Origin of the sequence: Dactylosporangium sp. McL0621 (assembly GCF_049995355.1) — a bacterium.
Taxonomy (GTDB): Bacteria; Actinomycetota; Actinomycetes; order Mycobacteriales; family Micromonosporaceae; genus Dactylosporangium.
In genome coordinates this window covers 10,820,766-10,843,663 of sequence record NZ_CP188259.1, presented here as the reverse complement: position 1 = coordinate 10,843,663, position 22,898 = coordinate 10,820,766, and the positions used below count along the sequence as shown (strand labels likewise).

General features: G+C 74.4%; 21 protein-coding genes. 11 read left to right on the top strand and 10 right to left on the bottom strand.

The genetic code is table 11. The features are described from left to right. Positions 1 to 21 precede the first annotated feature (21 nt). On the bottom strand, positions 22 to 636 hold the full coding sequence (locus ACPPVO_RS51340; protein WP_426506549.1) for a hypothetical protein: 615 nt from the start codon (positions 634 to 636) through the stop codon (positions 22 to 24). 83 nt (positions 637 to 719) lie between these two features. On the opposite strand from ACPPVO_RS51340, the gene ACPPVO_RS51335 reads away from it, so the two are divergent. Genes ACPPVO_RS51335 through ACPPVO_RS51325 form a run of 3 tightly spaced genes read left to right on the top strand, consistent with a single transcriptional unit; the run spans position 720 to position 1,689 of the window. Next, positions 720 to 1,028, top strand: a complete 309-nt coding sequence (locus ACPPVO_RS51335) for an Rv2175c family DNA-binding protein (protein WP_426514852.1) — start codon at positions 720 to 722, stop codon at positions 1,026 to 1,028. A gap of 2 nt (positions 1,029 to 1,030) precedes the next feature. Beyond that, positions 1,031 to 1,351, top strand: a complete 321-nt coding sequence (locus tag ACPPVO_RS51330) for a lycopene cyclase domain-containing protein (protein WP_426506547.1) — start codon at positions 1,031 to 1,033, stop codon at positions 1,349 to 1,351. Next, the gene (locus ACPPVO_RS51325; RefSeq protein ID WP_426506545.1) at positions 1,336 to 1,689 is read left to right on the top strand and encodes a lycopene cyclase domain-containing protein; all 354 of its coding nucleotides are present in this window, start codon (positions 1,336 to 1,338) and stop codon (positions 1,687 to 1,689) included. Before ACPPVO_RS51330 ends, ACPPVO_RS51325 begins: the two co-directional genes overlap by 16 nt. On the opposite strand, the gene ACPPVO_RS51320 is transcribed toward ACPPVO_RS51325, so the two are convergent. Continuing rightward, complete coding sequence (locus ACPPVO_RS51320; protein ID WP_426506544.1) at positions 1,625 to 2,686, bottom strand: polyprenyl synthetase family protein; 1,062 nt, start codon at positions 2,684 to 2,686, stop codon at positions 1,625 to 1,627. The genes ACPPVO_RS51325 and ACPPVO_RS51320 overlap by 65 nt on opposite strands. A 10-nt stretch (positions 2,687 to 2,696) precedes the next feature. Continuing rightward, complete coding sequence (locus ACPPVO_RS51315; RefSeq protein ID WP_426506543.1) at positions 2,697 to 4,307, bottom strand: hypothetical protein; 1,611 nt, start codon at positions 4,305 to 4,307, stop codon at positions 2,697 to 2,699. Positions 4,308 to 4,461: 154 nt separating this feature from the next. Between ACPPVO_RS51315 and metF the strand changes: the two genes are divergently transcribed. Both metF and ACPPVO_RS51305 read left to right on the top strand, forming a co-directional pair. Continuing rightward, positions 4,462 to 5,379: a methylenetetrahydrofolate reductase [NAD(P)H] gene (gene metF / locus ACPPVO_RS51310; protein ID WP_426506542.1), complete on the top strand. Its 918-nt coding sequence runs from the start codon at positions 4,462 to 4,464 to the stop codon at positions 5,377 to 5,379. Next, the gene (locus ACPPVO_RS51305) at positions 5,366 to 6,028 is read left to right on the top strand and encodes a CDP-alcohol phosphatidyltransferase family protein (RefSeq protein ID WP_426506540.1); all 663 of its coding nucleotides are present in this window, start codon (positions 5,366 to 5,368) and stop codon (positions 6,026 to 6,028) included. Before metF ends, ACPPVO_RS51305 begins: the two co-directional genes overlap by 14 nt. Positions 6,029 to 6,489: 461 nt before the next feature. On the opposite strand, the gene ACPPVO_RS51300 is transcribed toward ACPPVO_RS51305, so the two are convergent. Genes ACPPVO_RS51300 through ACPPVO_RS51275 form a run of 6 tightly spaced genes read right to left on the bottom strand, consistent with a single transcriptional unit; the run spans position 6,490 to position 11,407 of the window. Then, on the bottom strand, positions 6,490 to 7,941 hold the full coding sequence (locus tag ACPPVO_RS51300; protein WP_426506538.1) for a phytoene desaturase family protein: 1,452 nt from the start codon (positions 7,939 to 7,941) through the stop codon (positions 6,490 to 6,492). Next, positions 7,929 to 9,011: a glycosyltransferase gene (locus tag ACPPVO_RS51295; RefSeq protein ID WP_426506537.1), complete on the bottom strand. Its 1,083-nt coding sequence runs from the start codon at positions 9,009 to 9,011 to the stop codon at positions 7,929 to 7,931. The genes ACPPVO_RS51300 and ACPPVO_RS51295 overlap by 13 nt, the downstream gene beginning before the upstream one ends. Further along, complete coding sequence (locus ACPPVO_RS51290; protein ID WP_426506536.1) at positions 8,999 to 9,739, bottom strand: carotenoid biosynthesis protein; 741 nt, start codon at positions 9,737 to 9,739, stop codon at positions 8,999 to 9,001. Before ACPPVO_RS51290 ends, ACPPVO_RS51295 begins: the two co-directional genes overlap by 13 nt. Beyond that, on the bottom strand, positions 9,736 to 10,272 hold the full coding sequence (locus ACPPVO_RS51285; RefSeq protein ID WP_426506535.1) for a GNAT family N-acetyltransferase: 537 nt from the start codon (positions 10,270 to 10,272) through the stop codon (positions 9,736 to 9,738). The genes ACPPVO_RS51290 and ACPPVO_RS51285 overlap by 4 nt, the downstream gene beginning before the upstream one ends. Then, the gene (locus tag ACPPVO_RS51280) at positions 10,269 to 10,871 is read right to left on the bottom strand and encodes a monooxygenase (RefSeq protein WP_426514851.1); all 603 of its coding nucleotides are present in this window, start codon (positions 10,869 to 10,871) and stop codon (positions 10,269 to 10,271) included. The genes ACPPVO_RS51285 and ACPPVO_RS51280 overlap by 4 nt, the downstream gene beginning before the upstream one ends. A 47-nt stretch (positions 10,872 to 10,918) precedes the next feature. After that, the gene (locus tag ACPPVO_RS51275) at positions 10,919 to 11,407 is read right to left on the bottom strand and encodes a YbaK/EbsC family protein (RefSeq protein ID WP_426506534.1); all 489 of its coding nucleotides are present in this window, start codon (positions 11,405 to 11,407) and stop codon (positions 10,919 to 10,921) included. A gap of 688 nt (positions 11,408 to 12,095) precedes the next feature. On the opposite strand from ACPPVO_RS51275, the gene ACPPVO_RS51270 reads away from it, so the two are divergent. From ACPPVO_RS51270 to ACPPVO_RS51245, 6 genes are all read left to right on the top strand, one after another. Next, positions 12,096 to 13,424, top strand: a complete 1,329-nt coding sequence (locus ACPPVO_RS51270; protein ID WP_426506533.1) for a DNA glycosylase AlkZ-like family protein — start codon at positions 12,096 to 12,098, stop codon at positions 13,422 to 13,424. 503 nt (positions 13,425 to 13,927) lie between these two features. Beyond that, a complete protein-coding gene (locus ACPPVO_RS51265; protein WP_426506532.1) occupies positions 13,928 to 14,440 on the top strand; it encodes an SAV_6107 family HEPN domain-containing protein in 513 nt (170 codons plus the stop codon). A 785-nt stretch (positions 14,441 to 15,225) separates the two neighbouring features. Then, on the top strand, positions 15,226 to 15,423 hold the full coding sequence (locus ACPPVO_RS51260; RefSeq protein ID WP_426506531.1) for a hypothetical protein: 198 nt from the start codon (positions 15,226 to 15,228) through the stop codon (positions 15,421 to 15,423). Between the two features lie 105 nt (positions 15,424 to 15,528). Then, on the top strand, positions 15,529 to 17,169 hold the full coding sequence (locus ACPPVO_RS51255; RefSeq protein WP_426506530.1) for a hypothetical protein: 1,641 nt from the start codon (positions 15,529 to 15,531) through the stop codon (positions 17,167 to 17,169). 10 nt (positions 17,170 to 17,179) lie between these two features. Further along, entirely contained in the window at positions 17,180 to 18,724 is a 1,545-nt protein-coding gene (locus ACPPVO_RS51250; RefSeq protein WP_426506529.1) for a DNA polymerase Y family protein, read from the top strand. Then, positions 18,724 to 22,047: an error-prone DNA polymerase gene (locus ACPPVO_RS51245; protein ID WP_426506528.1), complete on the top strand. Its 3,324-nt coding sequence runs from the start codon at positions 18,724 to 18,726 to the stop codon at positions 22,045 to 22,047. The genes ACPPVO_RS51250 and ACPPVO_RS51245 overlap by 1 nt, the downstream gene beginning before the upstream one ends. A 77-nt stretch (positions 22,048 to 22,124) precedes the next feature. Here the strand turns inward: ACPPVO_RS51245 and ACPPVO_RS51240 are convergent, their stop codons facing one another. Then, positions 22,125 to 22,895: a hypothetical protein gene (locus ACPPVO_RS51240; RefSeq protein ID WP_426506527.1), complete on the bottom strand. Its 771-nt coding sequence runs from the start codon at positions 22,893 to 22,895 to the stop codon at positions 22,125 to 22,127. Between the last annotated feature and the right edge of the window lie 3 nt (positions 22,896 to 22,898).

Here is a 22,898-nt window from a genome sequence, read left to right as displayed (position 1 = left end):
ACGGCTGGGGGACCCGAAAGCTCAGCGTCCTGCACGGTCCTCGGAGGATCGTCCCCATTTCGAGCGCTTTGTGGGGGACGGCGACGGCGACGAACTACTCACCGAGGGTGATGGACCGGTCGTCTCGCTGGGCGTGGCGCTCGGCGACGGCGTCGGGGTGCTCTCGGGATCCGTCGTCTGCTGAGTGGGTACATCTGCCGGGGCCGGAACCTCGGGCATCGCCAGCACGGCGGGGGGCGTCGTCCGGCGCACCTGGGGCCGGACCTGGGTCGGCTGCGGCGCCGGCGGGCGGATCAGGCTCGGCGCGGATCCGGTGCCCGGCGCGGGGGCGGCGGGCGCGGCGACCGGGGCCTCGTAGGGCTCGGTCTGCAGGGCGGCCAGGCTGCCGGCCACGGCGAGGTACGTGCCCGCGGCGCCGCCCCCGACCGGCAGCGCGACGCCGGTCGTGGCGGCCGCGCGGTTGCGGTTGGAGGCGCGCATGACGTGCTGCCCGCGGTGGTGGCGCGGCCCGTACTCGGCCGTCTCCGCCATCCGCAGGCGCACCGCGCGGCGGCGGTTCGCGTGCCGGTACATGTCGTAGCACGCGGAGCGCCAGGCACCGGCGACCTCTCGGTGGACCTTGAGCAAGAGCCGCACTGCCCGTTCCTTCCCCGTCGCGTTGCGCGGTTTAACCTGCTTCTGTGAGCGAAGAACCTGCCGGCCCCGCCGAGTGGCTGACCATGCCCGACGTCGCCGAGCGCCTCGGCATCCCGGTGAACCGGGTACACCAGCTCGTCCGGGACAACATCCTGATCGCGGTGCGCGAGAAGGGCGTGCTGCGCGTCCCCGCGGACTTCATCCTGGACGGCGAGGTGGTCAAGCACCTTCCCGGCGTGCTGAGGTTGTTGTACGACGCTGGGTACAACGAGCCGGAGGCCCTCCGGTGGCTGTACACGCCCGACGAGTCGCTGCCGGGCACCCCGGCGGAGGCGCTGCGCGGCAACCGCGCGACCGAGATCAAGCGGCGCGCGCAGGCGCTGGGCTTCTGACGGTGCACTGGACCTATCTGCTGGTCCTGGCCGGCTGCCTGTTCGGCGCGCTGTGGCTGGAGCCGCTGCTGAAGGTCGGCGTCCTGCGGCAGGTGCGGCGGCTCGTGCTGACCGTCGCACCGGTCGCGGCCGTGTTCGTGGTCTGGGACCTGCTCGCCATCCACGCCGGGCACTGGACCTTCGACCCGCGCCAGATCACCGGGGTCATCCTTCCGGGTGGCCTGCCGCTCGAGGAGCTGCTCTTCTTCCTCGTCGTGCCGGTCTGCGCGATCCTCGGGTTCGAGGCGACCCGGCTGACGCTGCAGCGGTGGTCGCAGCGGTGACCTACACCACGGCCGCCGTTCTCGGCGTGGCGGCGGCATTGGTACTCGATGTGGCCGTGCTGCGCACAAGGGTCGTCCTCGGGCGTGTGTTCTGGTGCTCGTACCCGATCGTGATCGTCTTCCAGCTGCTGTCCAACGGCATCCTGACCGGCCGCGGGGTGGTGCTCTACAACCCGTCGGCGATCCTGGGGGTACGGCTGGCGTACGCGCCCGTCGAGGACCTGCTGTTCGGCTTCGCGCTCGTGCTCAGCACGCTGGCGCTGTGGGTCCGGTTCAGACCGCCCGCTGCGTCGCCGCCTGCGCCAGGCCCGTCAGAACCTCCCGGGCCTCGTCCGTGATCTCGGCGCCGGCCAGCGCGTCCAGCGCCGCCTCGGTCAGCTGCGCGATCCGCTCCTCGGTGCGCCGCAGCGCCCCGCTCGCCACGATCGTGTCGCGCAGCTCCTGGATGGTTTCGGGACCCAGCTTCGGGTCGCCGAGGTGCTCGTCGAACAGTGTCGTGCCCGTCTCCTCGATCGCGGCCGCGATCAGGTAGGTCCGCTTGCCCTCGCGCAGGTCGTCCCCGGCCGGCTTGCCGGTCACCGCGGGGTCGCCGAACACGCCGAGCACGTCGTCGCGCAGCTGGAAGGCCTCGCCGAGCGGCAGCCCGAACGCCGAGTACGCCTTGGCGAGCCGCCCCCCGTCGGCCAGCGCCGCGCCGAACACCAGCGGCTGTTCGATGGTGTACTTCGCGGACTTGAACCGCGCCACCAGGCTCGCCCGGTCGGTGGACGTGTCGCCGGTGGCCTGGGTCTGCACGTCGAGGTACTGCCCGATGGTCACCTCGGTCCGCATGTCGTCGAAGACCGGCCGCGCGCGGGCGAGCGTCACCGGGTCGACCCCGCTGGCGTGCAGCATCTCGTCGGACCAGACCAGGCACAGGTCGCCGAGCAGGATCGCCGCCGCGGTACCGAACCCGTCGCCGTCCCCCCGCCACCCGCCGGCCGCGTGCAGGGTGGCGAACCGCCGGTGCACGGCCGGCTCCCCGCGCCGCGTCTCGGACCCGTCCATCACGTCGTCGTGGATGAGCGCGCTCGCCTGTACCAGCTCCAGCGCCGCGACCGCCGCCAGGATCTCGTCCCGGTCCGCGCCGCCGGCCCCGCGGTACCCCCAGTAGGCAAAGGCCGGCCGCAGCCGCTTGCCACCCCCGAGCACCAGCGCCTCGATGGCGTCCGCGACGGGCGCGAGAGCCTCGGCCTCGATCTCGGTCAGCCGGTCGCGCCGCCGTCGCAGGAACGCGGCGAGGGCCGCGCGGACCCGCTCACGAAGCCCGGCCCGGTCGAGAAAGGGGTGCGTCACGGCAAAGACGCTAGTCCGAAACCAGCCGCCTCGCCGAGCGGGTGTCGCCCCCGTCCCGGCCGGTCCAGCGCACAGACTCGTACATTTCCTCCAATTCCCGATACCGCCGCGCCCGCCGAAGCCCGGAGAGGATCACCTCGAGCTCCCGAGCCACCCTCACCGATCCGCACCCGACCCCGGCCCCGAGCCCGAGCCGCGCCGCCGCACAGCCCTCTTCGAGCTCGCCGGCCGCGGTGAGCGCACGGGCCCGCCCGAGGTGCAGAAGCCCCAGCGCGCGCAACCGCACCGGCCCGCCCCCGCTGGTCCACACCGCCCTTCCGCTGATCGGTGTCCGCCTTGCACTGGCCCATGCCGGTCTTCCGCTGGTCTGTAGCGGTTCTGTGCTGGTCCCGGCGGGCCTTGCGCCGGTCGGTGGCCGCTCTGTGCTGGTCCAGGCCGGCGCGCCGTCGTTGGCCGTAGCCCGGCCGGGTGAGGCGGACGGCCGGAGCGCGCCCTCGAACAGCCGCAGCGCAAGCCGGTGCCGCCCGAGCACCGCCTGACAGCGCCCGGCGGCGGCCGCGAGGTGGACGTCATCGAGCCAGTACAGCCACGGGGGGTCATGCTCGTCCGACCGCCGCCCGTGCGCCTTCCCGGCCGCGGCGAGCGCGGCATCGCACCGGCCCCGTTCCCCACCGGCCGCCGCAGCCGCCGCCTCACGCAGCCACAGGACTGCGAGTGTCCCGGAGTCGGCGGGCTCAGCGATCCGCCGCGCCGCCCGGGCCAGCCGCAACGCCCCGGCGCCGTCCCCGTCCTCGGCCCGCAGCTGCGCCAGGCACCCGAGCAGATGCCCGGCCAGCCCCCGCTGCCCACCACGCACCGCGGCCCGCACCCCGTCCCGAACGAGCCCGGCCACCGCCCGCCCGCCGCCGTCCGCCCCGGCATCGACCCCGGCCCACACGGCGAGCTGCGCGAGCTCCGCGACCAGCGCAAACTCGGCCCGCCCACCACCGCCGGCGACCCGCCGAGCCGCGGCCGCGTACGCGTCCCGCACAACCCGCACGACCTCGGGCCCCGACAGGAGATCGTCCATCCGCCGCAGCTCCGCGACCCGCCCGGCGTCGACTTCCGGCCCGCCCCACTCCGGCCCTTCCCGACCTTCCCGCTCGCCTCCGCCGCCCGCCCGCTCGCGCTTGTCCGCACCGTCCGCCGGCTCGCGCCGTCCCGGTCCGCCGCTGCCGGCTCCGTCGTCCACCGGCTGGCGTCCGCGTGTGCCGGCCACCGATCCGTGCCGCCGAGGCCCGGCGCCCCCCGCGGCGCCGTCCACCGCTTCGTACCGGTCCGCGGCCGCATCGCGGGGACGGGCCGGGATCGGGCCGCGGCGGGTGCGGGCCGCCGCGCGTTCGAGGTCGTCGAGGGGCGTTTGGAGTACGAACGCCAGCCACGCCAGCCACGGCGGTCCCGGCACGCGCTCGCCCCGCTCCCAGCGCGACACCTCGTGCCGTGTGATCGTGGGCACGTCCGCGGCCGCGCACAGCATCTCGGCCAGCCGCAGCTGGGAACGTCCGCGCGCCAGGCGCAGGCGGGTGAGCAGGGCGCCGAACGTCTCGTCGTCGCCCGGGACGGGGTCGGGTCGAACAGGCATGATCCACCTCCCGGGAACGCCGCCCCGGGCGGCCGCCACCGTGGCGGAACCCACCCGAAGCAAAGTCCACCTCCTTATACCCCAGGGGTACGACAGGTTCCTGCACGTGAAACGGAGTCCTCATCCACCGGCCCGGGGCACTACAGTCATGGGCGTGGCTCTCGGACTTCCCTCTGTCATGGCCGGTGGACCCGCCGCGATCGGTGACCTGATCGCGCGGCAGGCCCCCACGTTCTCGTTCGAGTTCTCCCCGCCCAAGACGCCCGAGGGTGAGCGGCAGCTGTGGCAGGCGATCCGTGAGCTCGAGTCGCTCCAGCCGTCGTTCGTGTCGATCACGTACGGTGCGGGCGGCTCCACCCGCGACACCACCGTCGCCGTGACCGAGCGCGTCGCCGCCGAGACGACGCTGCTGCCCATGGCGCACCTGACCGCCGTGAACCACTCCATCGCGGAGCTGCGCAACGTCATCGGCCAGCTCGCCGGGGCCGGCATCCGCAACTTCCTGCTCGTGCGCGGCGACCCGCCCGGCGACCCGATGGGGGAGTGGGTCCGCCACCCCGATGGCGTGCTCTACGCCGAGGACCTGGTCCGCCTCGTCCACGAGGCCGGGGACTTCAGCATCGGCGTGGCCGCGTTCCCGTACAAGCACCCGCGCTCCGCCGACGTCGAGGCCGACACCGCCAACTTCGTGCGCAAGTGCCGCGCCGGCGCCGACTTCGCCATCACCCAGATGTTCTTCGACGTCGACGACTACCTGCGCCTGCGCGACCGGGTCGCCGCGGCCGGCTGTAGCACCCCGATCGTGGCCGGGATCATGCCCGTCACCAAGATGGGCACGATCGCCCGCTCCCAGCAGCTGACCGGCGCCCCGTTCCCGCCGGCGCTCGCGGCGCGCTTCGAGCGCGTGGCCGAAGACCCGGAGGCCGTGCGCCGCCTCGGCATCGACCACTGCACCCAGATGAGCCAGCGCCTGCTGGACGAGGGCGTGCCGGGCATCCACTTCATCACCTTCAACCGCTCCACCGCGACCCGCGAGGTCTGGCAGCAGCTCGGCGTCGGTGCCCGGGTCTGAGATCCCCGGCTGGGACGGGTACTGCACACGCTGGTCCGCGGCCCACGGCGGCTACGACCCGCGGACGGCGCCGGCCCTGGTCCGGGGCTGGCTCCGCCTCGGCCACGCACTGGGAGTCATCCTGGTGCGTGCGGGCGTCCGCAGCCCCAACGCCGTGACGACCCTCGGCCTGCTGCTTTCCGCGGGTGTACCGGTGGCCGCCGCCCTGGTTCCCGCAGGCGCCTTCTGGGCGGCGGTCCTGGTCCTGTGCTCCGCGTTCGCCGACACCATCGACGGCGTGCTGGCCGTGCTGGCGAACCGCGCGAGCCGCCTGGGGCAGGTGTACGACTCCGCCGCCGACCGCCTCTCGGAAGCGGCCTGGCTCCTGGCCTTCGCCCTGCTGGGCGCCCCGCTGTGGCTGACCGTGCTGGCGGGCGGCGTGATGTGGCTGCACGAGTACGTCCGGGCGCGCGCCTCGGTCGCCGGCATGACGGACATCGGCACCGTGACCATCGCCGAGCGCCCGACGAGAATCCTGCTGACCGTCTTCGGCCTGCTGGCGACCCTGCTGGACTCCCGTGCCGCGACGGTGACGTTGGCCGCGACGCTGGTGGTCGCGCTGGTGGGCTTCGTGCAACTCCTGCGTGCGGTCAATCGAGCCCTGCGCTGAGCTCTGGAAGCGATAAGTCGGGCGCTCCGCGCCGCGACTTATCGGATTTATCTCCTGTCGGGGTATAAATCCGATTCCGGAGGAATCGGATCGCGGTTCAAGCTGAGCGCGATTCCTCCGCCGGCCCCGTCGAGGACGGCAGTGAACAGCGGAAACGATAAGTCGGGCGCTTCGCGCCGCGACTTATCGGACTTATCTCCTGGCCGGGTATAAATCCGATTCCGAGGGAATCGGATCGCGACCAGTCAACGCGACCAGTCAACGGCCGGTCAACGCGGCCGGTCAACGCGGCCGGTCAACGCGGCCGGGTCAACGGACTGGTGAATGCGGCCGGGTCAACGGACTGGTGAATGCGGCCGGGGTCAACGGGGTTGGTCAATGCGTTCAGTTAACGCAGTCGGCCAGCGCGGCCGGTCAACGCGACCAGTCAACGCGGGCAAGCCGGCGAGAGGAGGCGAGAACTACCGGGAGCCACCGATCAGGTCCGCGACGATCTTGGCTGACAGCATCACCAGAGGCAGCCCACCGCCGGGGTGGACCGAGCCGCCCACCAGGAACAGGCCCCGCACCGGCGCCCGGTTCGGCGGCCGTAGCAGCCCGCCCAGCCCGTGGCTCGCCGTGCCGTAGATCGCGCCCCCCGGCGAGCGCGTCGACCGCTCCAGGTCCGCCGGCGTGAGTACGTCGCGGAACAGGAGGCGGGCGCGTACGTCGTGGCCGCGCGCCGCCAGCACGTCGAGAACGCGCTCCGCGTAGGCGTCCGCCTCGGCGGGCCAGTCGACGGGGCCTTGCGGGGCCGCGTTCACGAGTACGAACCAGCCCTCGTGGCCGTCCGGGCGCACGAGCGGGTCGTCCGCCGCGGTGACGAAGACCGTCGGGTCCTCGACGGGGCGGGGCGGCGTACCGAAGACGGCGTCGAACTCGGCGTCGTAGTCGCGCGGGAAGAAGACCGTGTGGTGGGCCAGGCCCGGGGTGCGCCCGCGCAGGCCCAGCAGCATGACGAAGCCGCCCAGGCTGCGGGCCTCCAGGCGGTGGGCCAGGCGGCGACGGGGGAGCAGGTCGCGGTACACGTGCAGCGCATCGGCGTTCGCCACCACGACGTCGGCCGGGATCGTGGTGCCGTCGGCCAGCACCACGCCGGACGCGCGGGAGCCAGTGACCGTGATCGAGCGCACCGGGGCCCCGGTGACCACGCGCACGCCCAACGACTCGCCGCGGGCCAGCAGCGCGTCGGCCAGGGTGCCGAGGCCGCCGCGGAGGTACCAGCCGCCGAACTCCAGCTCGGCGAACGGGATCGCCAGCAGCGCGGCCGGGGCTCGGCGCGGGTCGGCGCCGGTGTACGTCGCGTAGCGGTCCAGCAGCATCCGCAGGCGCGGGTCGCGCAGGTGCGTGCGCCCGAGCCCGCGCAGGGTGCGGCCCGGGGCGATTGCGGCCAGGTCCCGCAGCCGCCAGGCCAGGCCGGCCATGCGCACTGGGTTGTCCACGGGCGCGGTCAGCACGTGCCGCCACGACGTCGCCCAGACCCGCCCGGCGCGCCGCCACAGCCGGCGCCAGTCCGCGGCCGCCTCCGCGCCGAAAGTCTCCGCGATCCGATCTGCGAACGCGTCGCCGGCCGCGGAGTCCAGGGTGGAGCCGTCCGGGAAGTGGTGCCGGACGATCGGGTCGAGCGGCACGAGGTCCAGGCCGCCGCCGCCCGTCGCCGCGAACAGCTCGGCCGCGACCTGGGGCAGGGTGAACAGGCTCGGGCCGGTGTCGAAGCGGAACGTGCCCGCCGCGGTCTCCCGCACGTGCCGCCCGAGCTTGCCGCCGACCGTGCCGGCCTGCTCGAACACCTGCACCCGATGCCCGGCCGCGGCCAGGCGCGCGGCGACCGCGAGCCCGCCGACGCCGGCGCCGACGACAACTACGGAAGCCACGTCGGGCGCCCTTTCCACGTCGTGCGCCGGCGGTACGCGAACGAGCGCACCACCAGCCACGCGAACAACAGCACCGAGACCGGGTGGGCGAGCGCGTCGGGCAGCGCACGGCCACCCGTCGCCCGGGCGCTCACCACGCGCCCGGCCACGCCGAGCGCGTACGCCAGGATCCCCCACCACTGTCCGAACAGGACGGCCGCGGGCGCCACGACGTAGAGCGCCAGCAGCAGCCCCAGCACCGCGGCCGCGCCCCCGGGCGAGCCGAAGGAGGCCCAGAGCGATTTCGAGTAGCCCTCGGCGAGTTCGCTCCAGGAGGTGTACATCCGGCAGCGCGCCAGCCCCGAGCCGTCCGCGAGCGCGATCCGCCCACCGGAGCGCTTCACCGCCCGCGCGAGCTCGATGTCCTCCAGCACCTTGTCCCGCACCGCCGCGTGGCCGCCCGCGCGCACGTACGCGTCGCGGCGCACGACGAGGAACTGCCCGCCGGCCGCGGCCAGCGACGGGCGGGGCGAGCGCTCCATCGCCCGCAGCGGCAGGAACGTCAGCCACGACCACTGCAGCAGCGGCTGGACCAGGCGCTCGCCGGCGCCGCCGGTCTCGATGCGCGGGTACGGGCTGAGCAGGTCCACATCGGACCGTCGCAGCAGGACGGTCGCGCGGTCGGCGGCGTCCGGCGCGAGCACCACGTCGGCGTCGACGAAGACGAGTACCGTCGCGTCGTCCGCCGCGTCGGCCAGCTGCTGGCACGCGTGCGGCTTGCCCAGCCAGCCCGGCGGCGGCGGCCGCCCGCTCAGCAGCGTGACCCGGTCGCCGCCCACGCGCCGTACCAGCTCGGCGGTGCCGTCGGTCGAGCCGTCGTCGAGCACCAGCAGGCGCACCGCGGGCGGCAGTTCGAGCAGCGCGCGCAGGCACGGCTCGACCCGGTCCGCCTCGTCGCGCAGCGGCAGCAGTACCGCGATCGAGTCCTTTGTGGAGCCGGCCGGGGACCCGGGCCGCCGCAGCAGGCGCGCGTTCACGAGGGTGTGCACCAGCAGCGCGAACAGGGCCGCGCAGGCGATCAGGAGCGCCACAGCCGCACCGCCAGCGGGATCGCGACGAGCCCCATGCCCGCGGCGCCCCAGGCCGCCGACGCGGGGAGGCCGAGGAAGACCGCATGGGCCAGGATGCTCGAGGTGTACGTCCAGAGGTACATCGCGTACATGGGCGCGTCGGCCCCGGGCCGCGCCGGGTCGGCCCCGATCGCGAGGCGCAGCAGGGCCATGAGCGCGACGGCCACGGCCAGCCAGCCGAGGTAGTTGGTGAGCGGGATGCCCGGCACGCCCGGGAGCGCGGCGGAGTCCGTGTGCCACAGCCAGTACCGCTGCGAAACCATCTGCGGGTCGAGGAACAGGTCCCAGGCCGCGAGCCCGGCCCCGGCCACGGCGATGCGGGCGCCCGTCCGGGCCACGAGCCGCCCCGCGGCCACCCACGCGGGCCACGCCATCCACGTCCACGCCAGCGGGATGACCAGCGGCACGCCGAGCAGCCGCGGGCCGAGCGCGCCGGTGTAGTCGTAGTCGCCGAACGGGTAGCCGGTCGCGCGCCCGGCCGCCTCGACGAGGAAGCCGCCGCCGGTCGTGACGAGCACCAGGGCGCCGGCGGTACGCGCGCCGCGGGTCGCCCCGGCGTGCCCGACCGACATCGCGTAGCCGAGACATACCGTGGCGACCACGAGCGCGGCCCGGGCGTGGCCCTCGGTCAGCGGGTAGGCGATCTCGGCCAGGACGAGGGCGGCGAGCAGCGCCCAGAGCGGTTTCACAGGGGCAGCCGGCGGCCCAGCACGGCGAAGGGGCGGTCGTCGCCCGGGAAGTTGAAGTGGCGCAGGACGTCGACGAAACCGAACCGGCGGTACAGCCGCCAGGCCCGCGAGGTCGCCTCGGGCGCCTCGGGCGTGGACAGCAGCACGGACTGGTGCGGGGCGCGGGTGAGCAGGTCGTGCAGCTGGCGCGCGCCGATGCCGTGGCCCTGGGCGGCCGGGCGGACGTGCAGCTCGACCAGCTCGAAGCAGTCGGTGAGCCAGAACTTGCGGGCGTCGCGGCGCAGCGCGTTGCGCACCTGGTCGTGCCACCACTGCCCGCCGGCGCCGCGGTAGCCGTACCCGAAGCCGAGCAGATGGTCGTCGTCGTCGAGCGTGGCGACCGCCTCGAACGACTCGCGGCGGGTGTGCCCGGCGACGTAGCCGCGGCGCGTCTGCAGCAGCTGCACGGAGTACCCCATCGCCTCCCCGTACACGGCGATGACGTCGTCGAGCCGCTCGAGCAGGTCCTCGCCGCGCCACCGCACGAGCCTCACTGGCCGTCCCTCCACCCGATCACCTCTCGGTCGCCGTCGATGCCGAGCACGCGGAACCGGGCGAACAACTCCTCCGCGTACCACCCCAGCTGCGCCGTGCGCGTCACGACCTCGGCGTGCTCGGGCCGACGGTACGCGAACCGCCCGACGTCCGCCGCGGAGCGCCAGACGCTCATCGTGCCCTGGAATCCTACGGGTGCCTCGCCGAACCCGAAGGCGCAGTGCAGCCCCTCCGCCCCCGCCAGGGCGGCGCCGACGGGCCCGATGGCGCGCCAGAACGCCCGCGCTCGCCGAGGGCTCAGCCGGGCCCGGGTCAGGACCGCGATCGGCCCGTCGTCCGGCCTGGTGCGTTCCGGGGTGAACGGGGACTTTCCGGACCACGTTCCGCGGCTGGCGATCGGCTCCAGTGTCAGGGTGCAGTGCGCGGTCGCGCCGCGCATCGGCGGTACCGTCGCCGCTTCTGCCACCACGAGAGCGGCCCAGCGGGTCAGGTCGGCCGAGCCCACCCCGAACTCGCTGTCCCGGCCGGTGCCGAGCAGCTTGGCGAACTCCGCCTCGCGCCGGACCCGCGCCCGGTCGAACGCCATGGACCAGAACATCGCCGGGATCGCGCGCCGGGGCACGCGCCACACGTGCAGCCGGACGGTCACGCCACTTCGGCGGTGGTACCGCTGGTGATGCGCACCAGCTCCGCGTAGGTGATCGGGAAGACCGCCTGGGGGATGCCGCCCGCGGCCCAGATCTCGCCGTACTGCCCGAGGTCCACGTCCACCAGCGTGCGCAACGGCTTCGGGTGGCCCAGCGGCGACACCCCGCCGATGACCTGCCCGGTGCTAGTGCGCACGAAGTCCGCGTCGGCCCGCTTGAGCTTGGCGATCCCGAGGAGCGCGGCGACCTTGGCCGTGTCGACCCGGTGCGCGCCGGAGGTGAGCACGAGCAGCGCCTCGCCGTCGGCGTTGAAGATGAGCGAGTTGGCGATCTGACCCACGTCGATACCGATCGCGGCGGCCGCGGCGGCGGCAGTGCTGACCGGCTCGGTGAGAACCTTGACGCGGCAGGGCCGGCCGGCGGCGTCCCGCGCCCCGGCCGCATCGAGGGCGTCCTGGATCGCCTGGACGTTGGGATGAGGCTGCATGCGTCTATCTTGCCTTGGCTTTCTGGGAGCCTTCTGGCTGCGTGGCCCGGTCCAGCTGCGACGACGTGTCCGGCTGTGGCGGCGCGTGTAGCCGGCGGCGACTTGTTTGGCTGCGCGGCCTGTTTCGGCTGCTCGGCATGTCCAGCGGCTGGCTTGTCCGGCGATGGCGGACATATCCGACTACAGCGAGATGTCCGGCGGTATGGCTTGTCCGACTACGGCGACATGTCCGGCTGTGCGGCCGGCTCGGCTGCGCGGCTTGTCCGGCTACAGCGACATGTTGGGTCGCGAGGCATGTTCGGCTGCGGCAACATGTCTGGCTGCAACGACATGCCTAGCTGCGGCGACATTTCCCGGCTGCGTGGACACGTCCGGGTGCGTGACATGTCCGGTTGGGCGGACGTGCCCGGCTGCAACGACATGCCTAGCTGCGACGACATTCCCGGCTGCGTGGACGTGTCCGGCTGGGGGACGTGTCCGGCTGGGCGATGTGCCCGGGTGTGCGACGTGCCCGGGTGTGCGACGTGCCCAGCTGCGCGACGTGCCCAGCTGCGCGACGTGCCCAGCTGCGCGATATGTCGGCCGCGTCGCGGCCGACGCAGCCGACATATCGGATTTATCCGTCGCCGGGGTATATGGCGGTTTCAGCGCTCGACTTTTTGTCGTACCCCCTCGCTATGGTGCGGATATGACGGTGGAGGCGCGACGGATGCGCGCCCAGCTGCTGTCCGGGCCACCCGCGGACGGCGTGCTGGGTGCGGTCGAGCGGGTGGTGGGGGTACAGGCCCAGTCCTGGCCCGCGGCCCGTCTCGCCGTCCGCGCCCGCACCCGGGGCGCGATCGCCGAGGACGTCGACGCGGCCCTGGCCCGCGGCGAGCTGGCCCGCACCTGGCTCATGCGCGGCACCCTGCACCTGGTCGCCGCGGCCGACCTGGGCTGGCTGACCGAGATGTTCGGCCCGCTCAACCGGGCCGCGGGTCAACGGCGCCGCGAGGAGCTCGGCGTCACGGACGCCGTCGCCGAGCGGGCGCTGGCCGAACTGCCCGGCATCCTGGCCGGCGCGGGCCCGATGGAGCGCGGCGAGCTGATCGCCCGGCTCGCGCACCGGGGAGTGCGCGTCGACCCGTCCGGGCAGGCCCCCGCGCACCTGGTGGCCTACGCCGCCTCCGCCGGCGTGGTCTGCCGCGGCCCCGACGTGAGCGGCCGGCCGACGGTGCTGCTCGCCGACGAGATCCGGGCCGCCCCCGCGGCGGGCGGCCCGCGCCAGTTCTCCGGCGACGCGGCCCTGGCCGAGCTGGCCCGGCGCTACCTGCTCGGCTACGGCCCGGCCGACGAGGCCGACCTCGCCGCCTGGTCGGGCCTGCCGCTGCCCACCGCCCGGCTCGCGCTCACGCTGTGCGCCGACTCCGCGAGCCTGGCCGCGGCCGTTCCGCCACCGCGATTGCTGGGCGCGTTCGACACATTGCTTCTGGGGTACCGCGACCGCGCCTTCATCCTGCCCCCCGAACACCTCCGCCGGGTCAACGCGGGCGGCGGCATGATCGCCCCGACGCTGCTGGTCGACGGGCAGGTCGCCGGCGTGTGGCGCCGCTCCGGACGGCGGGTCGTGCTGCGTCCGTTCGGCCCGTCCCGCCCGCCGGGCAGCGTCCGCGGTGCGCTGGAGGCCGACGTCCGTGGCGCGCTGGAGGCCGACGTCCGCGGCGCGCTGGGCGCGGACGTCCGTGGCGCGCTGGAGGCCGACGTCCGCGGCGCGCTGGACGCGGACGTCCGTGGCGCGCTGGGCGCGGACGTCCGCGGTGCGCTGGGCGCGGACGTCCGCGGTGCGCTGGGCGCGGACGTCCGCGGTGCGCTGGGCGCGGACGTCCGTGGCGCGCTGGACGCGGACGTCCGTGGCGCGCTGGAGGCCGACGTCCGCGGTGCTCTGGACGCGGACGTCCGCGGTGCGCTGGAGGCCGAGGTCGCAGACCTGGCCCGCTTCGTGGGTGAGCGACTCACGCCGGCCTGGGAGGACGCATGAGGACGCCCGGGCTCCGCCGTGATCACCCGAACGGATGTTCGAAAAACCTCGCCCAACCATTGCCACGCACCGGCCCTCCCGGTGTACGCTTAACCCATCGAACGAGTGTTCGAACTGCTTCGGGGAAGGCGATTCGCGGCGCCAATCCCGAGCGCGGTCCGCGACACCGCGGAGGCCGGATTTTCGCGGGTCCGGCCTCAGGCGGGGCCGCCGTTCGCCGCCCACGACCCCCGGGCGGCGGACGGCGACCCAGCCGGTCGGGTGTGGTGTGGGGAAGCTCCACGCCCGACCGGCACGCCGTCGCCGTCGCGGGCCTCTGCCCGACCTCGATCCTGCGGCCTGAGGTCCGCGGCTCGAGCTTCAGTTCGCCCTACATATCGCCAACTTGCAAACGCACATCGCCAGACGGTCGCGACTCCCCCCGCGGCGGCCCGGCACGCGCACCACGCGCACCCACAGGCGCAGGCCCGACCCTGCCGACGCACCACCGAGGGAGAGCACCGATGCCGACGAACCGTTCGTCCAGCTCGTCCAACATCAGTCGTTTCCCGGCCCCCGGGCCGAGCGGCGGTGCCTCCCGCCAGCAGCTCCCGATCCCCGCACACGCGCTTCCCCACCGCACCCCGCGCGAGCTGCTCACCATGGCCCGCCACGGCCTGGAAGAGGCCACCGAGATCCGCGCCGACGGCATGCGCTACGCGACCGCCCACCTGGCGGCCCTGCGCGCGGCCGCCGCGGTCCTGGCCGCCCGGGCCGTCCCCGCCGCCCCCGGCCGTCGCAGCCGCGTGACAAGCGTCTGGTCGCTGCTGGTCCTGGTCGCCCCGGAACTGAGCGAGTGGGCCGCCTTCTTCGCCTCGACCGCGAGCAAGCGCTCCGCCGCCGAGGCCGGCATCCCGCGCGTGGTCACCGCCCGCGAGGCCGACGACCTGATGCGCTCCGCGGAGCAGTTCATCGCGGTCGTCGAGGTCGCCCTCGGCTACTCGTACCAGCCGAGGCTCGAAGGCCTGGCCAGCTGACCCGCCGCCCAGCCACGCCCGTGCCTCCCACCACCAGCCAGTCGCGCTCGCCCTTCAGGGCCCCACCGCCCGCGGGGCGAGACAGCGAACCCCTGGCCGCCCCAGCCTCGCACTCGTCCTTAGCGGCCCCGGTCGCTCCTGGCTCGGGCTCGTTTTTAGCGGCCCCGCGCGCGCTTCTTGCTGACGACCCGGGCTCGGTCGCGCCTTTTGCCGCCGGTCCGGGCTCGTCCGTCGCGGCCTCGCCGGTCTCCCGGCGAGTCGCGGCCTCGGTCGCGCCTTTCGCTGCTGGTCCGGACTCGTCCGTCGCGGCCTCGCCGGTCTCCCGGCGAGATGCCGCGCCCTCGGCCGCTCCTGGCTCGAGCTCGTCCTTGGCGGCTCGGGGCGCACCTTTTGCCGACGGCCCGGATTCGTCCGTCCCGGTCTCGTCGTCCTCCCGGCGTGACGGTTCGCCCGTGGGTGCTCCTGGCCCGCGTTCGTCCCCAGGGGCTGGCACGCCTCTCGCCGCCGGTCCGGGCTCGTCCGTCGTCTCGCCTCCCTTTCGGCACGACGACGCTCCTGGCCCGGGCTCACCCCTCGCGGCCTCGCCGGTCTCCCGGCGAGATGCCGCGCCCTCGGCCGCCGCGGCCGTTCCCCCAGCCTCCGCTGCGGCCGCGGCCCCCACCCACCGGCCGCAACCGATCGCCCTCGCCGTGTTCGTGCCCGCCTCCCCACACGGGTCCACGGCAGGCAGCGCACCGCCGGCCACCGCCACCCGCCGGCCGCAACCGATCGCCCTCGCCGTGTTCGTGCCCGCATCCCCACACGGGCCCACGGCAGATGGCGCGGACGGCCGGCCGCCCACCGGGGCCGGTCCGGTCCCCGCCCTCGCGTTCGTCGCGCCGGCCCTCGCCGCCGAGCCCGAGGAGCGGTACGGGGTGCCGGGGCCCGATCCGGCCTGGCCGGGTTTTCTCACCGCGCCGCCGGGCGACGTCGCCGAGCTCTGAGTTCGGCGTTCCGTATTTGGGCGATTTGCCCGTATTTACGCAGATTTATCTTCCGGGGGTGCTCCGGGAGACCGGGTAGCACGACAGGTGGGGGAGCAAGGAGCCGTGGCTGGCACGTCGGCTTCGGTGGCCGCCGAGTTCGAGGACGGGACGTACGACGACGTACGCCCCGAGGACGACGACTGGTCCACGATCAGCGTCGTCGGCGGCCGTGCGACCCGGCGCCTCGACCGCTCGACCGCCGACGGCTCCGCCCGGGCGGCCGCGATCGACTCCGCCCGCGCCTTCGTGAGCGGACTGACCGGCCGCGGCCGGAGCGGGCCGGGACGACCGGCGGCGCTCTCCGCGATCGGCGCGGTGACGTCCGCCGGCCTGGCCCGGGTGCCGGCCGAGGAGCAGGAACGGGGAGCGGAGGCCGAGGACGCCGCGCGGAGTGCCGAGGGCCGGGCGGAGAAGGACGCGCCGCGGCTGGTCGACGTCAGCGATGGCCGGACACGGGGTGCCGCGCGGCGGGCAACGGCGGCCGATGGCGGCGCGGGGGTTCATGCGCGGGCGGCGGCGGCCGAGGGCGCGGCGGGAGTTCATGCGCGGGCAACGGCGGCGGCCGAGGGCGGCGCGGGGATTCATGCGCGGGCAACGGCGGCGGCCGAGGGCGGCGCGGGAGTTCATGCGCGGGCGGCGGCGGCCGAGAGTGGCGCGGGGGTTCATGCGCGGGCGGTGGAGGCCGAGAGCGGCGGGCGGCGGGCGGGCGACGAGGGCGTTGCGTGGAAGGGCGCGGGAAGTGCTGGGCGGCGGGCGGCCGGGCTGCAGGTCGTGCAGGCCGCGGGGCTGGGCGGCGTCGTGCGTACCGCGGGGGAGCGCGACGTCGAGGTCGTGGCCGCTACGCGGACGTTGCCGGTGCTTGCCGGGCTGCGGGAGCTGCTGCCCGGGGGTGGGCTGCGCCGCGGGGCGACCGTGGCGGTGCACACCTCGTCGGTGTTGCTCGCTCTGCTCGCGGCGGCGTCCGGGGCGGGGTCCTGGTGCGCGGTGGTCGGGCTGCCGGGGCTCAGTCCGGTTGCGGCGGCCGAGATGGGGATCGCGCTCGAGCGGCTGGCGCTGGTGCCGCATCCCGGGACCGAGTGGACCACCATCGTGGCCGCGCTGCTCGATGGGTTTGACATTGTCGTGGCGGCGCCGCCCGGGGCGATCGCGCCCGTTGTGGCCGGGCGGCTCGCGGCTCGGGCGCGGCAGCGGGGGAGTGTGCTCATGGCCGCCGGGTCTTGGGCGGGGGCCGATCTGACCCTTGCGCCGGTCGGTAAGGCGTGGAGTGGGCTCGGGGCCGGGCGGGGGCGCCTGCGCGGGCGGGAGATCACCATTCAGGCCCGGGGGCGAGGGGCGGCGGCCGCCCCGCGTGAGGTGACCCTGCGGCTGCCCGAGATCACCGGCGTCCTGCCCCCGGTGATCAAAGAAGCCGCAAGAAGCGGGGCCGCAAGCGAAGCCGCAAGAAGCGGGGCCGCAAGCGGAGCCGCAAGAAGCGGGGCCGCAAGCGGAGCCGCAAGAAGCGGGGCCGCAAGCGGGGCCGCAAGCGGAGCCGCAAGAAGCGGGGCCGCAAGCGGAGCCGCAAGCGGAGCCGCAAGAAGCGGGGCCGCAAGCGGAGCCGCAAGAAGCGGAGCCGCAAGAAGCGGAGCCGCAAGCGAAGTCGCAAGAAGCGCGGCCGCAAGAAGCGAAGCCGCAGGAAACAAGGCCGACCTGCGCAGGGTGGGGTGACCAAAGAGCGATGCGAACGATTGTGATCTGGTGCCCCGACTGGCCGATCGTGGCGGCCGAGATCGTGGACGGGTACCCCGCGCAGGAGCCCGTCGCCGTCCTGCACGCCAACCGTGTGCTCGTCGCCTCGCCCGCCGCGCGCGAGGAAGGCGTCCGCCGCGGGCTGCGCAAGCGCGAGGCGCAAGGGCGTTGCCCGCACCTGATCGTGCTCGAGCACGACCCCGGCCGCGACATGCTCGCGTTCGAACCGGTGCTCGCCGCCGTCGAGGCCATCGCCGCCGGGGTCGAGGCGCTGCGCCCGGGGGCCTGCGCGCTCGCCGCCCGGGGGCCCGCGCGGTACTACCGGGGCGAGGCGGACGCGGCCGAGCGCATCGTCGAGCACATCGCGCAGCAGTGCGGGGTCGAGGCCCAGGCCGGGATCGCCGAGGGTACCTTCGCGGCCGGCCTCGCCGCCCGGGCCGGCGTCCTCGTGCCCGACGGGGAGACCGCCGGCTTCCTGTCCGGGCTGAGCATCGCCGCGATCGGCCGGCCCAACCTCGTCGACCTGCTGCGCCGGCTCGGCATCCACACGCTCGGGGAGTTCGCCGCGCTGCCCGGGGCCGATGTGCTCGACCGGTTCGGGTTCGACGCGGCCCTCGCGCACCGGCTGGCCGGCGGGCGCGACGAGCGGCCCCTCGCCCCGCGCCGTATGCCGCCGGACCTGGACGTGAGCGAGACGTTCGACGAGCCGATCGAGCGCATCGACGCCGCCGCGTTCGCCGCCCGGGCCCTCGCCGAGCGGCTGCACGACCGGCTCGGCGCGCACGGGCTGGCCTGCACCCGCCTGGCGATCGAGGCGATGACGGAGACGGGCGAGGAGCTGGTCCGGACCTGGCGCCACGACGGCCTGCTGAGCGTCAACGCCGTCGCCGACCGCCTGCGCTGGCAGCTGGAGGGCTGGTTGCGCAATATTCCAAACCGAAGCGGCGATCAAAGCAACGGTAGGCGGCCAGGAGCCATCACCCGGCTGCGGCTCGTGCCCGAAGGCGTGGTCGAGCACCTGGGGCTGCAGCCCGGCCTGTGGGGCGAGGCCGGCGAGGAGCGCGACCGCGCCCACCGCGCCATGACCCGCGTACAAGGACTTCTCGGCCCGGACGCCGTGCTGACCGCGGTCCTCGACGGCGGACGGGCCGACCAGAGCCGCATCCGCCTCGTGGCCTGGGGCGACGAGCGGGCCGCGCGGGGTACCGAGGCGCCGTGGCCGGGGCGGATACCGGGCCCGAGCCCCGCGACGGTGTACCCCGAGCCGCTCCCGGCCGAGGTCGTGGACGAGAACGGCGAGGTGGTGGGCGTGAGCGGCCGCCTGGAGCTGACCGGGACCCCGAGGAGCCTCCGGCTGAACGGGGAGGAGAGCGGGATCAAGGCGTGGGCCGGCCCCTGGCCGGTCGACGAGCGCTGGTGGGACGAGGAGGAGGCCCAGCGGAAGGCGCGGTTCCAGATCCTGACCGAGGACGAGCGCGCCTACCTCGCGGTACTGCGGAACGGAGCCTGGTTCATGGAAGCGCTGTACGACTGATGGGCTTCAACAACCCCGACATCCCCTGGTCCGAGCTGGAACGCCGGATGAGCGGCAAGAGCTGGCTGCCCCCGGGCCCGGACTACCGCCCGGACGTCCTGTCGGCGGACCAGGGCGACGGCGGCGACTCGCCGGCGTGGTCGCGCAAGCGCGCGGAGTACACGGCGCCGGACATCACCAGGACGGCGAGCGCCGTCCCGTACGCCGAGCTGCACTGCCACAGCAACTTCAGCTTCCTCGACGGCGCCAGCCACCCCGAGGAGCTGGCCGAGACCGCCGCGCGCCTGGGCCTGGAGACGATCGCGATCACCGACCACGACGGCTTCTACGGCGTGGTCCGCTTCGCCGAGGCCGCGCGGGCCCTCGAGCTCCGGACGGTGTTCGGCGCCGAGCTCTCCCTCGGCCTGCCCGGGCCGCAGAACGGCGAGCCCGACCCGCTCGGCCGGCACCTGCTCCTGCTCGCGCGCGGCCCGGAGGGCTACGCCCGGCTCTCCCGCGTCATCAGCGAGGCGCACCTGCGCGGCGGGGAGAAGGGCCGTCCGGTGTACGACCTGGAGGAGACCGCCGCGGCCCTGCGCGACCACGTCGTGGCGCTCACCGGCTGCCGCAAGGGCCACGTGCCCGCGGCCCTGCTGCAGGACGGCCCGGAGGCGGCCCGCAGGGAGCTCGACCGCCTCGAGGCGCTGTTCGGGAAGGAGTCGGTGGTCGTCGAGCTGACCTCGCACGGCGACCCGCTGGACGACGAGCGCAACGACGCCCTGAATGACCTTTCCGAGAGGGTGATAGCCACCAACAACGTGCACTACGCGCAGCCCCGGGACAGGAAGCTGGCCACCGCGCTCGCGGCCGTCCGGGCCCGCCGCAGCCTCGACGAGATCGACGGCTGGCTCCCGGCCGCCGGCGCCGCCTACCTGCGCTCCGGGGAGGAGATGGCCCGTCGCTTCGCCGCCTTCCCGGATGCGGTACCGCACGCCGCCCGCCTCGGCCGCGAGCTCGCCTTCGACCTGCAGCTGGTGGCCCCGAACCTGCCCGCGTACCCGGTGCCCGTGCCCGGCGTGAGCGAGATGGAGTGGCTGCGGCACCTCACGGCGGAGGGCGCCAAGGAGCGGTACCCCGGCAACGACAAGGCCCGCGCCCAGCTCGAGCACGAGCTGGCGCTGATCGAGGAGCTGGATTTCCCGGGGTACTTCCTGGTCGTCCACGACATCGTCGCGTTCTGCCGCGACAACGGCATCTACTGCCAGGGCCGGGGCTCGGCGGCCAACTCCGCGGTGTGCTACGCGCTGAAGATCACCAATGTCGACGCGGTGCGGTGGGGGCTGCTGTTCGAGCGGTTCCTGTCCCCGGAGCGCGACGGCCCGCCGGACATCGACATCGACATCGAGTCCGACCGGCGCGAGGAGGTCATCCAGCACGTCTACGGCAAGTACGGCCGCACCTTCACCGCCCAGGTCGCCAACGTCATCTCGTACCGCCCGAAGTCCGCCGTCCGCGACATGGCCAAGGCGTTCGGGCACTCCCCGGGGCAGCAGGACGCGTGGAGCAAACAGGTCGAGCGCTGGGGGGCCGTCGCGGTGACCGAGGTGGAGGAGATCCCGAAGAACGTCGTGGACTTCGCCAACGAGCTGCTCACGTTCCCGCGCCACCTCGGCATCCACTCGGGCGGCATGGTCATCTGCGACCGGCCCGTGATCGAGGTGTGCCCGGTCGAGCACGCCCGCATGCCGAACCGGACCGTCCTGCAGTGGGACAAGGACGACTGCGCGGCCGTCGGGCTGGTCAAGTTCGACCTGCTGGGCCTCGGCATGCTCTCGGCGCTGCGGTACGCGTTCGAGATGATCGACTCCGAGCTCGACATCGCGCACATGCCGCTGGACGACCCGGAGGTGTACGACATGCTCTGCCGGGCCGACTCCGTCGGGGTGTTCCAGGTGGAGAGCCGGGCCCAGATGGCGACCCTGCCGCGGCTGAAGCCCCGCGAGTTCTACGACCTGGTGGTCGAGGTGGCCCTGATCCGCCCGGGCCCGATCCAGGGCGGCTCCGTCCACCCGTACATCCGGCGCAAGAACGGCCGGGAGAAGGTCACGTACCCGCACCCGCTGCTCGAGCCCTCGCTCGCGAAGACCCTCGGCGTGCCGCTGTTCCAGGAGCAGCTCATGCAGATGGCCATCGACGTCGCCGGCTTCACCCCCGCCGAGTCCGACGAGCTGCGCCGGGCCATGGGCTCGAAGCGCTCGATGGAGCGGATGAGCGCGATCCGCGACCGGCTCTTCGCCGGCATGGCCGGCAACGGCATCACCGGCCCGCTCGCCGTCGAGCTGTTCGACAAGCTGGCCGCGTTCGCCAACTACGGCTTCCCGGAGAGCCACGCGATGAGCTTCGCCTACCTGGTGTACGCCAGCGCCTGGCTCAAGCGCTACCACCCGGCCGCGTTCTGCGCCGCGCTGCTCAACGCCCAGCCGATGGGCTTCTACTCGCCGCAGTCGCTCGTCGACGACGCCCGCCGGCACGGCGTGGAGGTGCGCCGCCCGGACATCAACGCCAGCGCCGCGACGGCGACGCTGGAGGGGGAGCACCGCACGGAGCCGGCCGGCGACCCGCGGGACTGGGGCCGCGGCGGCCCGGCGGTCCGGCTCGGCTTCAAGTCGGTGCGCACGCTGGGCGAGCCGGTCGCCGAGCGCCTCGAGGCGGCCCGGGACGAGGGCGGCCCGTACATCTCGCTGACCGACGTCGCGCGGCGGGCCGGGCTGTCCGCGGTACACCTGGAGGCGCTTGCGACCGCGGACGCCTTCGCGAGCCTCGGCCTCACCCGGCGCGAGGCGCTGTGGGCGGCCGGCGCCGCGGCCCGCGAGACGGCGAACCGGCTGCCGGGCACGGTCGGCGGCCAGCACGCCCCGATGCTGCCCGGCATGGACGCGGTCGAGCGGATGGTCGCCGACGTCTGGGCGACCGGCCTGGCCCCGGACGCGCACCCGGCCCAGTTCGCCCGCCCCTACCTCGACACCATCGGCGCCGTGGCGGTCGAGGCCCTGCACGGGGTCGAGGCCGGGCGCCGGGTGTCGGTCGGCGGGATCGTCACCCATCGCCAGCGCCCGGCCACGGCGGGCGGGGTCACGTTCATCAACCTCGAGGACGAGACCGGGATGCTCAACGTGACCTGCACACCGGGGCTTTGGCTGCGGTACCGCAAAATCGCCCGGACGGCGAACGCAATGGTGATCCGCGGGGTGCTCGAGAAGGCCGAGGGCGTGCTCAACCTGCGGGCCGACCACCTCGCGGCGCTGCGGCTGCCGATCCGCTCCCCGAGCCGCGACTTCCGCTGAACGTCAGCCGGTCGCCAAGCGGTCCCAGGGCGCTGCGGCTGCCGATCCGCTCCCCGAGCCGCGACTTCCGCTGAACGTCAGCCGGTCGCCAAGCGGTCCCAGTCGGCCGCGAACTTCCTCGGGTCGCTGGGGTCGGCCTTGATCGGGATGACGCCGCCCGGCTGCATGACCGAGACACGCTCCAGCGGTACCGCGAACATCGCCGGCCCGGCCACCGGCGCGCGCCCGTCGACCTCGATGTGCAGCTGGGTCGAGTATACCGGCCGCCCCTGCTCGTCGAGGCTGCCGGCGAACTCGGCGGACAGCACGCGGATGGTGCCCGGCACCCCGGTCGCCAGGATCTGCTCCTTGACGTAGGGCTCGGCGGCCGGCGGCGGGGCCGTCGGGGCGGCCGCGAGGGACCACTCGACGATGACCTTGGCCGGGTCGAGCGGGTCGACGAGGACCGTCAGCGGGCGGCCGGTGCCGAGCATGCCCATGGCGATGAACGGCACGTACTCCTTGATCGTCGTGTCGTAGGTGCCGTGCCCGGGCGCGCTGATGCGCAGCTGGAGGGCGATCTGGGGCTGCTCGTTGAGGTACACCCCGGTCTGCTGCGCGCCGAGGACCTGCGCGGTGCCGCGCACCCCGTTCGCGCGCAGCGCCTGGGCCTCCCGGAACCGCCGGTGGAAGCGCATCCCGACCAGGAACAGGATCACGGCGGTGCCCGCGAGCCCGGCGCCGACGAGGAGGAACGTCGTCTTCACCTCGGGCACGAAGTTCCCGACGACCATGAAGACGGAGCCGAGCAGGAACTCGAAGACGGCCACGAGGTACATCACGATGGCCGGCATGCGGGAAGTGGTCATGCC

Excerpts from the sequence above, each read along its gene's own strand:
- ACPPVO_RS51335 (WP_426514852.1), top strand. The coding sequence starts at position 720 with ATGCCCGACGTCGCCGAGCGCCTCGGCATCCCGGTGAACCGGGTACAC.
- ACPPVO_RS51315 (WP_426506543.1), bottom strand. The coding sequence starts at position 4,307 with ATGCCTGTTCGACCCGACCCCGTCCCGGGCGACGACGAGACGTTCGGC.
- ACPPVO_RS51280 (WP_426514851.1), bottom strand. The coding sequence starts at position 10,871 with ATGTTCTGGTCCATGGCGTTCGACCGGGCGCGGGTCCGGCGCGAGGCG.
- ACPPVO_RS51275 (WP_426506534.1), bottom strand. The coding sequence starts at position 11,407 with ATGCAGCCTCATCCCAACGTCCAGGCGATCCAGGACGCCCTCGATGCG.
- ACPPVO_RS51270 (WP_426506533.1), top strand. The coding sequence starts at position 12,096 with ATGACGGTGGAGGCGCGACGGATGCGCGCCCAGCTGCTGTCCGGGCCA.
- ACPPVO_RS51265 (WP_426506532.1), top strand. The coding sequence starts at position 13,928 with ATGCCGACGAACCGTTCGTCCAGCTCGTCCAACATCAGTCGTTTCCCG.
- ACPPVO_RS51250 (WP_426506529.1), top strand. The coding sequence starts at position 17,180 with ATGCGAACGATTGTGATCTGGTGCCCCGACTGGCCGATCGTGGCGGCC.
- ACPPVO_RS51245 (WP_426506528.1), top strand. The coding sequence starts at position 18,724 with ATGGGCTTCAACAACCCCGACATCCCCTGGTCCGAGCTGGAACGCCGG.
- ACPPVO_RS51240 (WP_426506527.1), bottom strand. The coding sequence starts at position 22,895 with ATGACCACTTCCCGCATGCCGGCCATCGTGATGTACCTCGTGGCCGTC.